This window comes from Melioribacter sp. (assembly GCF_049325435.1).
Taxonomy (GTDB): Bacteria; Bacteroidota; Ignavibacteria; order Ignavibacteriales; family Melioribacteraceae; genus Melioribacter; species Melioribacter roseus.
In genome coordinates, this window is the sequence record NZ_JBMOLD010000015.1 from 34,590 (window position 1) to 47,340 (window position 12,751).

11 protein-coding genes are annotated in these 12,751 nt (G+C 41.1%); 9 read left to right on the top strand and 2 right to left on the bottom strand.

What is annotated here, in order from left to right:
- Position 1 precedes the first annotated feature (1 nt).
- Positions 2-1,480, top strand: coding sequence for a phytoene desaturase family protein (locus tag ACOYVE_RS12130; RefSeq protein WP_422882193.1), 1,479 nt, complete (start codon positions 2-4; stop codon positions 1,478-1,480).
- Between the two features lie 65 nt (positions 1,481-1,545).
- Here the strand turns inward: ACOYVE_RS12130 and glnA are convergent, their stop codons facing one another.
- Together glnA and ACOYVE_RS12140 are read right to left on the bottom strand one after the other, a co-directional pair.
- Positions 1,546-2,976: a type I glutamate--ammonia ligase gene (glnA, locus tag ACOYVE_RS12135; RefSeq protein ID WP_422882194.1), complete on the bottom strand. Its 1,431-nt coding sequence runs from the start codon at positions 2,974-2,976 to the stop codon at positions 1,546-1,548.
- 9 nt (positions 2,977-2,985) lie between these two features.
- Entirely contained in the window at positions 2,986-3,432 is a 447-nt protein-coding gene (locus ACOYVE_RS12140; protein ID WP_422882195.1) for an Lrp/AsnC family transcriptional regulator, read from the bottom strand.
- Between the two features lie 190 nt (positions 3,433-3,622).
- Here ACOYVE_RS12140 and ACOYVE_RS12145 point away from each other — a divergent pair, with 190 nt between their 5' ends.
- The 8 genes from ACOYVE_RS12145 (at position 3,623) to ACOYVE_RS12180 (ending at position 12,734) form a co-directional block, all read left to right on the top strand.
- The gene (locus ACOYVE_RS12145; protein WP_422882197.1) at positions 3,623-4,147 is read left to right on the top strand and encodes a TIGR03546 family protein; all 525 of its coding nucleotides are present in this window, start codon (positions 3,623-3,625) and stop codon (positions 4,145-4,147) included.
- Positions 4,144-5,991: a TIGR03545 family protein gene (locus ACOYVE_RS12150; RefSeq protein WP_422882198.1), complete on the top strand. Its 1,848-nt coding sequence runs from the start codon at positions 4,144-4,146 to the stop codon at positions 5,989-5,991. The genes ACOYVE_RS12145 and ACOYVE_RS12150 overlap by 4 nt, the downstream gene beginning before the upstream one ends.
- A 5-nt stretch (positions 5,992-5,996) precedes the next feature.
- Positions 5,997-6,731 carry a LytR/AlgR family response regulator transcription factor gene (locus ACOYVE_RS12155; protein WP_422882200.1) on the top strand — a complete coding sequence of 245 codons (735 nt, stop codon included), beginning with the start codon at positions 5,997-5,999 and terminating at the stop codon, positions 6,729-6,731.
- Between the two features lie 153 nt (positions 6,732-6,884).
- Positions 6,885-8,063 carry a hypothetical protein gene (locus ACOYVE_RS12160; protein ID WP_422882202.1) on the top strand — a complete coding sequence of 393 codons (1,179 nt, stop codon included), beginning with the start codon at positions 6,885-6,887 and terminating at the stop codon, positions 8,061-8,063.
- Between the two features lie 26 nt (positions 8,064-8,089).
- Complete coding sequence (locus ACOYVE_RS12165) at positions 8,090-8,506, top strand: substrate-binding domain-containing protein (RefSeq protein ID WP_422882204.1); 417 nt, start codon at positions 8,090-8,092, stop codon at positions 8,504-8,506.
- Between the two features lie 14 nt (positions 8,507-8,520).
- A complete protein-coding gene (locus tag ACOYVE_RS12170; protein WP_422882206.1) occupies positions 8,521-10,335 on the top strand; it encodes a methyl-accepting chemotaxis protein in 1,815 nt (604 codons plus the stop codon).
- A gap of 176 nt (positions 10,336-10,511) precedes the next feature.
- Positions 10,512-11,294 (top strand): transporter, encoded by a 783-nt coding sequence (locus ACOYVE_RS12175; protein ID WP_422882207.1) that lies wholly within the window; start codon positions 10,512-10,514, stop codon positions 11,292-11,294.
- A gap of 12 nt (positions 11,295-11,306) precedes the next feature.
- Positions 11,307-12,734 carry a HAMP domain-containing protein gene (locus ACOYVE_RS12180; protein ID WP_422882209.1) on the top strand — a complete coding sequence of 476 codons (1,428 nt, stop codon included), beginning with the start codon at positions 11,307-11,309 and terminating at the stop codon, positions 12,732-12,734.
- Positions 12,735-12,751: the final 17 nt, after the last annotated feature.

Genomic DNA, 12,751 nt, shown 5'->3' on the forward strand with positions numbered 1-12,751 from the left:
TATGAATAAAAAAGTATTAATAGTCGGAACCGGCATGGGCGGGCTGGCTACAGGAATGCGATTAACCGCTAAAGGTTATAAGGTGGTATTTGTCGAGAAAAATAACAAACCGGGCGGCAGACTTAATCAAATAAAAGAGGAAGGCTTTACTTTTGATACAGGTCCTAGTTTTTTCAGTATGCCTTACGAATTTGAAGAACTGATGGCCGACTGCGGAATTGAAATGCCGTTTGAATTTATCGAGCTTGATCCGCTCTATACTGTTCATTTTAAAAACAAAAATAAGCCGTTTTACCTGTTCAAAGACATTAAAAAATTGAGTGAACAATTCGAGAAATATGAGCCGGGATTCGAAAAAAAATTCGAGGCGTATTTGAAAAAGTGCGAACAATTGTATAAAGATACGGTGGATATTGTGATTAAACAAAATTTTGATTCGATATTTGAATTTATACTGGCGTTGATGAAGGTCAATCCTGTACATCTGCCTGTTCTCATTAAATCATTTTGGGAGCAAACCAATTTCTTTTTCGACTCAAAAGAAGTACGTCAGATAGTTTCTTTGATCGCATTCTTTTTGGGGCGTACGCCGTTCGATACAAATGCGGTATATACATTATTGTCCTATATAGAATTTAAACATACCGGGTATTACAACGTTAAAGGGGGAATGTATACGATTGTAAAAAGTCTGATAAAACACCTTGAAAAGATGGGCGTAGAATTTTATTACGAAACTGAAATTATAGATTATCAGGAAAAAAGTAATATGTTATCGTCTCTTATTGACAGTACTGGGAAAGAATGGACGGCTGATATATTTGTAATAAATTCCGATGCGGCTTTTTTTAGGGGGGCTGTATTCAAACGAAAAAAATTTACCGAAAAGAAACTTAACAAAATGAACTGGACTATGGGTTATCTGACAGCCTATATTGGAGTCAATTGCAAACTGCCGCAAGTAGAACACCATAATTATTTCCTGGGCGATAATTACGAGGAATATTCCCGTGATGTTATGCGCAACCCCGGAGTTTTGGAAAAACCGTATTATTATGTGAATCTACTCTCAAAATATAATAATGAATGCGCCCCTGAAGGGTGCGAAGCGCTTTTCTTCGTCTGCCCGGTTCCAAATCTGATTTATAAAAAAGACTGGTCAGACAAGGAGGCTATTACAGACAGTATTATATATGATTTCTCCGAAAGAATTGGACATGACATATCCAAAAATATAATATACAGGAAAGTCTTTACTCCGGAAGATTGGCAGGAAAAGTTTAATTTATATAAAGGTTCCGGTTTGGGTTTGGCTCATGATATAGGACAAGTCGGGGCTTTCCGACCAAAAAATTATGACGAGAAATTCAAAAATACTTTTTACGTAGGCGCATCGACAGTGCCGGGAGCCGGCCTGCCAATGGCTGTAATAAGTTCTTGTTTGACGGTAGAACGTATTTTAAGACTAGAATCAGTTTAACAAAAAAATCCCGGCTATGCATTCAAGCATAAACCGGGATAAAATAGATGAGGGAGGAAGTTCGTTTATACGTCGAAATATTGCTCGAATTCGAACGGATGAGGACGCAAAGCCAGCGGTTTGACTTCTCTGTCCATCTTGTAATTTATCCATGCGTTGATAACGTCTTCCGTAAATACGTTGCCTTTCAGTAAGTATTCGTGGTCGTCGGCCAAGGCTTTCAAAGCGGCGCCGAGCGATTCGGGAGTCGAAGGCACGCCTTTTAATTCTTCGGGCGACATATCGTAAATGTCTTTGTCGAGCGGATCGCCCGGATCGATGCGGTTCATTACGCCGTCCAATCCCGCCATCAATATTGCCGAGAATGCCAGATACGGGTTGCTCGACGGGTCGGGGCAGCGGAATTCGACTCTTTTAGCCTTCGGCGAATTAGAGTACATCGGTATGCGAATCGACGCGCTTCTGTTGCGCTGCGAATAAGCCAGATTGACCGGAGCTTCGAATCCGGGAACGAGTCGTTTGTACGAATTTGTAGTCGGATTTGTAAATGCCAACAACGAAGGAGCGTGTTTCAAAATACCGCCGATGAAATAGAGCGCCGTTTCGCTCAGTCCGGCATAACCGCCGCCTGCAAAGAGCGGTTTGTTTTTGAGCCACAAACTTACGTGAACGTGCATACCGCTGCCGTTATCGCCGAAAATCGGCTTGGGCATGTATGTAACTGTTTTCTTGTGTTTACGCGCTGTGTTTTTTACAATATATTTGAACATCAACAACTGGTCGGCAGCTCTGAGTAACGGCGCAAATTTCATGTCGATTTCGCACTGACCGCCGCTTGCCACTTCGTGGTGCTGAGCTTCGACGTCGATGCCGACTTTTATTAAATTCTGTACCATTTCGTTTCTCAGATCGACTAATTGGTCTGTAGGCGGAACCGGGAAATAACCTTCTTTGTAACGCGGCTTGTATCCGAGATTCGGATTCTCTTCGCGTCCGGAATTCCATTTGCCTTCGATCGAGTCGACCTGATAGAATGAAAAGTTGGGACCGGAATCGAAACGCACGTCGTCGAAAACAAAGAATTCTGCTTCGGGACCGAAATATGATGTGTCGGCGAGTCCTGTAGACTTCAGATACGCTTCCGCTTTTTGAGCGATGTTACGCGGGCAGCGGTCGTATTTTTCTTTGGTCGCCGGTTCGTAAACGTCGCAGATTAAAGAAATTGTCGGCGCATCGATAAACGGATCGACAAACATTGTGTTCGGATCCGGAATTATCAGCATGTCGCTTTCGTTGATTCTTTTCCAGCCTCTCATCGAGGAGCCGTCGAAGCCAAATCCGTCTTCGAAAGAAGATTCGTCGAAAACGCTTACCGGAACTGTAAAGTGTTGCCATTGTCCCGGAAAGTCCATGAATTTCATATCGACGAATTCGATATTGTTTTTCTTTATGAAGGAAAGAACTTTTTCGGCTGCTGATTCTTTTTCTTTGCCCATTTGTTACTCCTATAAATTGATACTTGTCGTTTCTTTGATTGTCGATAAAATAAAATTAGTCACAGTGCGGGTGACTCCGGGCCACGATTGAATCTTATTGAGCAGCTGTTCGAGGGATTTGGTGTCTTTTACTATTGCTTTGAGAATATGCGAACCTTCGCCCAGAACAGCATAGCATTCGAGAATCTCCGGAGTCTTTTTAACATGTTCGGCAAGTTTTTCGTAGTTCTTCGAGGAATCCATCATTACGATAATGAACGCCATAATATCGTAGCCGAACACATGACGATTTAGTTTGGCGTGATAACCTTCGATTATTCCGTGTTCTTCCAGCTTTTTGAGCCGTTCGCTGAGCGAAGGAAGGGATAAGCCGATCAATTCGGCAAGTTCGCTCCGTTTTGTTCTGCCGTTTTCCTGAAGTTTTTTCAGGATGGCAATATCTAAGTCGTCTAACATAACACACTCTTATTTATTTAGGTAAATATAAAATTATGGCTTAAAATATAAGGGATGCAGAAATTAGATGCAAACCTTTTTTTTATAATAGGAAATTTTTTACGATTATTAAGCAGCGTCTATTTTTTTATTAACAATAAAAGGGTTTTGTTATTTTAAATCAGCCGATTTAATAATACACAGGCAATTTATGTTCTGGCTTAAAATTATAAAAGATCTTATTAAAATTTTCAGGGAAGGGCAAACGCCCGCGCAAATTGCGGGCGGCTTTGCGCTTGGAATGGCAATCGGTTTGTCTCCTTCTTTTAATCTGCAGGGTTTGATTATATGGATATTGCTGTTGTCGCTCAACGTAAATCTGGCTGCGGCGCTCCTTGCAATTACTTTCTGTAACCTGCTGGCATATCTTTTCGATCCGTTTTTTCACTGGCTCGGGTATCAAATTCTTACACAAGTCGATTTTCTTAAAGGATTGTGGACGTATCTTTATAACGCTCCTCTGGCGCCTCTGACAAATTTCAACAACACGGTTGTTATGGGAAGTTTTATTACGGCTCTGATTTTGTTCCTGCCGGTTTATATCGGCATGAAAAAGTTGACCGTTCTCTATAGAAAAAAACTCTATTCGAAAATACAGAAACTTAAAATTTACGAAGCGCTCCGGAATAACGATATAATCAAGTGGTATATGAAAATCAGGGATATGCAGATATGAGAAAGGGATTTGTCTTTTTCCTGTTGTTTTTCATCCTCGCCGTAAGCGCGGTTGTTTATTTCTTTGCCGACAGATGGATCGAAAGCGCCATCGAATCTTCGATTGAATCGGTAACGGGAGCTAAGGCGGAAATCGACGATCTGCATCTGAGTTTTATCCCGCTCGAAATAACCTGGAAACGACTTCAAATTGCAAATCCCTATAATACAAAAACAAACGCTCTCGAAACCGGCGAGGTTAAATTCGGAGTCGACTTCAATCAACTTCTCAGAAAAAAGATTATTATAGAACGGATTGACGTAGACGGTTTACAGATACTTAGCAAAAGAGCAACCGACGGCGCATTGCCTGATGAAGAGAGAAAGAAATCGACTTTTTACAGAGCGGAAAAATCGTTTACTCAGTCGTACCGAAAAGCTTTCGACGAGTTGATGGAAAACGTCCCGCGTTTCGATCTGAAAGACATTAAAAGAAATTTCAACCCGGACAGTCTAATTAAACTGCTCGATCTTCAAACGTATTATTATGCGGATTCGCTCGGCAAAAAGGTCGCCGAAACCGCCGGACAATGGAATGACATCGTAAATCAATACGAAAGAAATAAAAATAAACTGATCGAACAGCTCGAAGAAATTAAGAAAATAGACCCGAAGAGTCTGAATAACGCTCAGAATATATTGGCGGCAATCGAAAAAGCCGACAAAGGATATAGGACATTAATGCAAATAAAAGCCGAGTATGAAGAACGATTCGATAAAATTAAACGAGAAGCGGAATACTACAAAAACGCGTTTGATACGCTGAGTAAAATTTCTTCGGAAGATTTTGAAAAACTGAAACGGATGGCGAGGCTACCCGACATAAAATCGCCGAAACTGGCGCCCGTAATTATCGGAAACGAAATTCAGGAACGCGCAATGAATTACATTGCATATGCAGAATTGATTAACGCAAGCGTTCAAAAATACAAACCAGAGCCCGACTACGAAAAACCTCCGCGCTTCGAAGGACAGAATATCGAATTCCCCGCCGAAGGCAGATACCCAGATCTCTGGATAAAGAAAATCAAAGTAAACGGCGGGAATCCAGGCAGCGGAATTTTTGTGGGCGTAGGTATAATTGAAAACGTATCCGACAATCAAAACTTGACCGGCGAGCCTATCACATTCAAACTCGAAGGCGAGTTGAGCAATAGCCGACGAGTATTAATTTCCGGAACAATCGAAAGAAGAAATTTTCGTAAAACAGATAAGTATACCGTTGAATTGCGGGGTGTGCCCGTAGGCAAAATAAAACTCGGCGCCAAGAAATTTCTGCCCGCCGAAATTAACGGCGCTTTATTGTCTACGAAAGCTGATATCTTTATCAATGAAAATAATCTGAACGTTATACTCGACAATACTTTTTCGAATATGATTCTCTTTTTCGAAAAGCAACCGGAATCGATAGTGGAAAGAATCGTCTACAATGCATTGAACAATATTAACAATTTAAATGCGACGCTCCGATTCTGGATTAACGGGGGAAAATACGATATATCGCTCGGCACAAATTTGGATGAAGAATTTGCCGCAGGAGTAAGAAAATCGATAGGACAGGAAGTGGAAAGATTGAAGAACACGCTGAAAGAACGATTCGACAAAATCGTGACAGCCAAACGAGCCGAACTTGAACAAATTTACAAGGAAAAAGTCGCCCCGATTGAAGAACAAATCAATAAGTACAAAGATTTATTGGAAAATTACGATAAGTCTATTGAAGAGAAGAAAAAGGAATTGAATAGAAGGCTTGAAGAAGAGAAAAAAGGATTCCTCGAAAAACAACTCAATAAATTCATTAAATAAAAGCTATGAAAAAAATCGTAGTGGTTGAAGACGATAAAGTTTTATGCGAAAATATAAAGTCCGCCCTGAGTCTGAGCGACTTTGAAGTGTTTATATCGCACGACGGACTCGAAGGTTTGAATCTAATAAAAGAAGTCAACCCCGACATTATACTCTGCGATATAATGATGCCTGAATACGACGGCTACTGGGTGCTCGAAAACGTCCGCCGGATCGATGAATTGAAAAATACACCCTTTATTTTTATAACGGCTAAATCGGAACGGGAAAATTTCCGGAGAGGGATGGAAATGGGCGCCGACGACTATCTTACCAAACCGTTCAGAATTTCGGAATTGACCAAAGCAGTAGAGGTGCAGCTTCAGAAGAAAGCCAATTTCGAATCCGCCGCCGGAAATAAATTAAATGCCGAGGATTTTCTGTTGGTCGATACGGGGAATAAAATCATTAAGGTTCCGGTTAAATCAATAATAATTATAGAAGCGGATAATGTTTACTCGGTGATTTCCACGCGCGAAGGCAAAACTTATGAAATAAGAAAATCCGTTTCGAATTGGGAGGAAATTTTACCGGAAAATTTCGTGCGCGTTCACAGAAGCGCAATTATCAATCTCGATTATGTTAAACAAATCGAAAAATTTTCAAATCAAACGATGCTGCTCCACCTCGATGGATACGACCGCCCCGTGCGAATGGGAAAAAGTTATTGGGCCGCTTTGAAAGATAAGGTTATAAAATAAAAAACTTACATTTTATTCCGTTCGCAGCTTCGTAGCGCCTGTTTGCAACAGCCACACGCCTTTCGCAACATAAATATTAACTGAATTAAGCTCCTTTCGATAATGGAGGTGTAATACAATATTTATTCTATAAAACAAATGGGAGCTGTTTTTATGAAAAAGAATATTCTGTTCATTGCGGCATTTACAATGCTCTTTAGTTTATCTTCCGGCATTTCTGCGCAGTCCGACCTTCAAATCTTCGGATTTTACCAGGTGCAAATTCAAAAAGTAAAAGGATTTTCAACGGTAAAAGGGGACGTGCCAACGCCCGCCGGCGTTATAAATATGACATTCCAGGACGAGCGCAACGACTATACTTCCTCGAATTTGCAGCAATTAAACGTATTCTTCAGAAAAGAAATTACATCCAAGCTGACTGCGTGGGTGAATTTTGAATATATCAATTCATTCTCGACCGAAAGGAAGTGGGGAGACCTGAATCTGGAAGAAGCCTGGGTTAACTACGATTTTAATCCGTATCTGAATATCAAAGCAGGTTATCTTATTCCAAAATTCAATTACATGAACGAAGTTAAAAACCGGATGCCTTTGCTGCCTTATATTGTTCGACCGCTTGTTTATGAAACGTCGCTTAAAAGCGTTATAAACTCAGGCGACTTTTTACCGGAAAGAGCTTTTTTACAACTCTCGGGTAAAGTCCTGAGCGGCGAAATGGAATTTAATTATTCCGCCTATATAGGACAGGCAGAACCCGAGTATGCATTATCCGGTGAAAATTATGGAGCTGCGGTAACGAGCACTGATACAACCAATTTCAAGTTATTCGGCGGCAGAGTAGGCTTTCAATACGATAATCTGAGACTCGGAGTTTCCGCTACGTTCGATAAAGACAATCAACAGGCAACTCTCAAAGAAGACGTCAACCGCACAAGGATCGGAGCCGATTTGGGCTTTACGTTTAACAGCGTGTTCATGGACGCAGAATATATTAAAGTAATGCTCGATTCTAAAAAATCCTCTGCTGATATGGATAAATTATTTTATTACGGAACGCTCGGTTACGACATCAACGACAAAGTGTTTTTGTATGCCACATACAGCTATCTGGAAGACAAGCAAGTTTCCTTCATGGCAAACGGTATGAAAGGAATCATGTTTGGAGCAGGTTTCAAACCTGTAAGCTCCGTTGTTCTGAAGCTTCAATACGCTTCTTATCAGGTTGAGGACGGTAAATTCCCGGTATTAATCGACTCCGCGCTGCCTCCTATTCAGGCGGATACCCAACTCGACTTTAAAGGTTATTTAATGGCGTTAAGTATAATGTTCTAATCCAATTCTAAACAATGGAGTGAAAAATGAAAAAGTTTATTTATCTCTTAATGGTTCTTTTTGCGGTCAACGGAGCTCTGATGGCTCAGGTTGCCGTGGTTGCGAATAAATCCGTCAAGGTCGACAAACTAGAATTAAGCGAAGTAGACAATATCTTCTCGCAAAAAGTATTGAAATGGACAGACGGACAAAAAATTGTTCTGATCGATCAAAGCGCAGACAGCGAAGCAAAAACCAAGTTCTATAATGTTTTGGGAAAAGAGCAAAGCGCACTGAAGAAAATATGGCTAAGAAAGCAATTAACAGGCGAAGCTTCGGCTCCTCAAAACGCAGGTTCGGATTCAGAAGTCATAAGCAAAGTATCTTCTACTCCGGGAGCAATCGGATACGTTAGCGAATCTTCCGTCAACGACAACGTAAAAGTGGTATTGATTATTAAATAAGTGAAGGATTTCCAATGCTGGCAAAAATTAAAAAATCGATAAAATATCAGGGAGTGGTAATATCAATGTTACCACTCCTGATTGTAATTCTCTTCTTCTCGATTTATTATCCGATGAAGCAGAGAAAGCTGGCGGAAAACAGTACTGAAACTCAAGCCCGAACGCTTTCCGAAATGCTGGCATTTTCTGTCGGCGCCGGACTGAACGACGGCAATTATGAATTGGTTCAGACGGCATTCGATTGGGCTAAGGACGATAAAAACGTCAGCTTTATTTCGATACTCGACGAAAACGGCGATCCGATTATCGAATATAATCCTTATAAATTCAATGTCGAAGAGATTTATAATGACAAGGAAATGTCGGCTACCAAAGACCTGTTGAAGAACACCGCCGATATTAAATATAAAAACAAGAATCTTGGAAAAATTGTTTTGTTATACGATTTGAAAAATCTTACATCCGAAATTAATAGCACGAGAACACTTACGATTATAGTGGCGGTTGTTATTTTACTCCTTGGCGCTCTCTACATATTCCTTTCATTCGGCAAATTTACTCGCAGCATTATCAGATTGCGAGACGCCGCTAAGTCGGCCAGCGAGGGAAATCTCAATGTGACAGTTGAAGACAAAAGGGAAGACGAAGTTGGCGATCTGATTGCTGCATTCAAAAAAATGATGGAAGATATCAAGGAATCGACCCAGGCGCTTGAAATCGAAAAGAAACAGGTCGAAAAGAAAGTCGAAGAAGCCGTTAGAGAAGCCGAAGAAAAGAGAATATATCTCACGGAGAAAATCAATTTAATACTCGAAAAGATGAATCAATTTTCTAGAGGCGATCTTTCGGTTCGTCTTGAAATCGAAAAAGACGACGAAATAGGACAACTTTTCAGCGGTTTTAATCAGGTCGTTGAAGACACGGGAAAAATAATTGCTTCGGTTTTCGAAATAGTGGAAACATTAACTTCAACTGCCAACGAAATATCTGCAAGTACAGAGGAAATGGCTGCCGGCGCTCAGGAACAAACGATGCAGACCAACGAAGTTGCCACCGCTATGGAGGAAATGACTTCTACCATAAGACAAACGACTCAAAATACGACAATAGCCGCGGATTATTCGAAAAAAGCCGGCGAGGCTGCGGAACGCGGCGGCAATGTTGTTAGAGAGACTGTGGAAGGAATGAACAAGATTGCCGAAGTTGTAAGTCAGGCTGCGCAAATTATTAAAGAGCTCGGCAACAGCAGCAATGAAATCGGAAACATCATTATGGTCATCGAAGAAATCGCAGACCAGACAAATCTGCTGGCGCTCAATGCCGCCATTGAAGCGGCGCGCGCCGGTGAACAGGGACGCGGTTTTGCAGTCGTTGCCGACGAAGTAAGAAAACTTGCCGAACGCACTACGAAAGCAACTAAAGAAATAGCCGCTATGATTAAGAACATTCAGAAAGATACCGATAATGCTATTTCTTCAATAAATCACGGTACTAAAGAAGTTGAAAGCGGCAAAGAAAAAGCTGGCAAAGCAATCGTGGCTCTTGAAGAAATTATTAACAGCACAAACCAAACGGTCGATATAGTTAATCAGGTTGCCGCAGCCAGCGAAGAACAATCGGCAACTTCCGAGGAAATCAGCCGCAGCATCGAAAACATCTCCAATGTCACGAGAGAATCTGCGATGGGAGTTCAGAAGATCGCTCATTCCGCCGAGGAACTCAATTCAATGGCTTACCGACTGAAAGATATAATTAGTCACTTCAAACTAGATTCCCGGCTTCAGCTTAAGACCGTAAAAAACGCCAAAATACTCACTACGAATAATTAAAAAAGAGCCCCCAAACGGGGGCTTTTTTATTAATATCAAAAGATAAATAATCCTTTTAACCTTTTTTACAACACCATTAATCCATTTACTACATCCACGCGCCGTTTACAACAAATCTGTTTAAATATTTCAATTTAATTCGATGATATAAGCGAAAATAAATTAGGGGAAATATTATGCGTCATAAAATACTGTTGACTTCCTCGGCAATTATACTTTTTTCGATAAAAATATTTGCTCAAGTATCGGGCATTTCCGGCGGCAAACTCTTTGTACCCGACGCCGCAACGCTCAGTGGAAACACTTTCGAGTTCGAGCCGGCCTTCAGCGTGCTCAACAGCAGCTCGTATTTTGAAAACGGGAGTAATTGCAAGGATATTAACGGCAGAATTATTAATTCATCGTTAGCTTTCAGAATTACAGCCGGAATTAGCGAAAATCTGGAAGCGGGAGTTTCATTCTCCAATTCGCTCGATGAAATAGCCTTAGGAACAAAATATTTTTTGAATCAATACGGCAAATTTGCTTACGGATTGACGGGGGGAGTAATTATTCCCGCAGGAGACAAATTCATACCGGACACTTTGGCAAATACGGAACATAATTACTCCGTCACACTGGGAACGGTGATATCGTATTCGATTTCCGAAAAATCGAGCGTCGACATGACGCTTTCTTACACCAATGTTTTGACTTCTGGAAGTTTCGATTACAAAATACATTACGGGGCCGGCTACGGCAGGATGATTAGCGAAAAAACACAAATAGTATTGGAAATAAACGGTTTCTATGCAAACTTCAATCGATCGGAAGAATATAAAATGTTTAGCGCCGGCGGAATAACTTATAGAGTAACCGAAAAGCTCCTGTTTGTATCAGGTTATCAATATGACTTAATCGGAAAAAACACATACAAAGAAAACGGCATTTTTGCGGCATTTACAATAACATTTAACTAATCAGAGGGAGTTATGCAATTAGTAAATAACGCATCGGTAAAACAAAAAGTAGCCTTTGGTTTCGGTTTAATAATGCTGCTGTCGCTGATATTTGCCGTTGGAATGTTTACTACATTACTTACATTAAAAAGCGGCGCTAATCAATTAGCGGAAGGCAACCCAAAAGTATCGCTGAGCAAATCCGCTCAATTAAATATTGTCAATATGTGGCAATATTTAACGGATGCGTCGCTTACTCAGGAGCAGGAAGCCTTAAACGAAGCGGCTTTGAACCTTCAAGAAGCAAAGGAAAATATTGACAGATTGATTGTTTTATATGATAATGGACAAGTCGCTGGGCTGAAAAAACTGAGAGACGAAGCGGAAGACGCTTACAAAAGCGGTGTGAGGATGTTTGAGGCTTACGGAGTGAGCAAAGAAGACGGCGACCTTGCCATGGAGGAGTTTGATTCAAAGAATGCCCGCTTGATCGAAGATATCTACAAATTAGCGGCGGAAACGGAAAAGCAAAGCGAGGAAAAAACAAGCTCGTTAATGTCCGTACTGTCTGGCGCCATTTGGAGCGTCGGTCTCTTTTCGGTTTTGTCTTTGATTTTGTGTTCAGTTGTGGTTTACAGGATTGTAGGTTGGATTAAGAGTGAGTTAAGCAAATTAAACGACGCAGCCCAACTAGTAGCGCAAGGTAAAACCGATATTATCCTCGAAGTAAGTTCCAAGGATGAATTCGGAAAATTAGCGGAAGTATTTAATATGATGGTGGAAAAAATTGAGCGGCAGATTAAATATCTGGAATATTTACCGACTCCCGTCATGACAATCGACAAAGAATTCAACGTTACTTATATGAATAAGAAAGGCGCCGAAGCGGTTGGAAAGACTCAGGAAGAATGTTTGAAAGCCAAATGTTACGATTTGTTTAAAACAGACCATTGCAAAACCAAAGAGTGTAGGCTCTACCAGGCAATGGAGGAGAGGGAGGTTCGAACAGGAGAAACGATTGCGCGTCCCAATAATAAAGAGCTCAGCATAATGTACACCGGCGCTCCGACAATCGACAGAAACGGAAATATTATCGGCGCATTGGAATACGTAACGGATATTTCGGAAATTAAAGGGATACAAAAATATCTGGAGCGCTCTACAAACCGGTTGCTCGAAGGTATGAACAGATTTGCTTCGGGGGATTTGACGGTTCGTCTGGAATCCGAAAGAAAAGGCGACGACATAGCGCGCTTGATCGACGGTTTTAACGACGTAGTTGAGCGAATTCGGGACATGATATTGAAACTGAAAGAAACGATTAGAGCTACGGTTGATTCGAGCAATCAAATTTCTTCCAGCACGGAAGAATTAGCCGCCGGAGCGCAGGAGCAGAGCAGCCAGGTATCCGAAATTGCAACCGCAATAAATCAGATGGCTGCCACGATTATACAAACCTAAAAACATACTACGGAAGC

Excerpts from the sequence above, each read along its gene's own strand:
- ACOYVE_RS12140 (WP_422882195.1), bottom strand. The coding sequence starts at position 3,432 with ATGTTAGACGACTTAGATATTGCCATCCTGAAAAAACTTCAGGAAAAC.
- ACOYVE_RS12150 (WP_422882198.1), top strand. The coding sequence starts at position 4,144 with ATGAGAAAGGGATTTGTCTTTTTCCTGTTGTTTTTCATCCTCGCCGTA.
- ACOYVE_RS12170 (WP_422882206.1), top strand. The coding sequence starts at position 8,521 with ATGCTGGCAAAAATTAAAAAATCGATAAAATATCAGGGAGTGGTAATA.
- ACOYVE_RS12130 (WP_422882193.1), top strand. The coding sequence starts at position 2 with ATGAATAAAAAAGTATTAATAGTCGGAACCGGCATGGGCGGGCTGGCT.
- ACOYVE_RS12175 (WP_422882207.1), top strand. The coding sequence starts at position 10,512 with ATGCGTCATAAAATACTGTTGACTTCCTCGGCAATTATACTTTTTTCG.
- ACOYVE_RS12160 (WP_422882202.1), top strand. The coding sequence starts at position 6,885 with ATGAAAAAGAATATTCTGTTCATTGCGGCATTTACAATGCTCTTTAGT.
- ACOYVE_RS12155 (WP_422882200.1), top strand. The coding sequence starts at position 5,997 with ATGAAAAAAATCGTAGTGGTTGAAGACGATAAAGTTTTATGCGAAAAT.
- ACOYVE_RS12165 (WP_422882204.1), top strand. The coding sequence starts at position 8,090 with ATGAAAAAGTTTATTTATCTCTTAATGGTTCTTTTTGCGGTCAACGGA.
- glnA (WP_422882194.1), bottom strand. The coding sequence starts at position 2,976 with ATGGGCAAAGAAAAAGAATCAGCAGCCGAAAAAGTTCTTTCCTTCATA.
- ACOYVE_RS12180 (WP_422882209.1), top strand. The coding sequence starts at position 11,307 with ATGCAATTAGTAAATAACGCATCGGTAAAACAAAAAGTAGCCTTTGGT.
- ACOYVE_RS12145 (WP_422882197.1), top strand. The coding sequence starts at position 3,623 with ATGTTCTGGCTTAAAATTATAAAAGATCTTATTAAAATTTTCAGGGAA.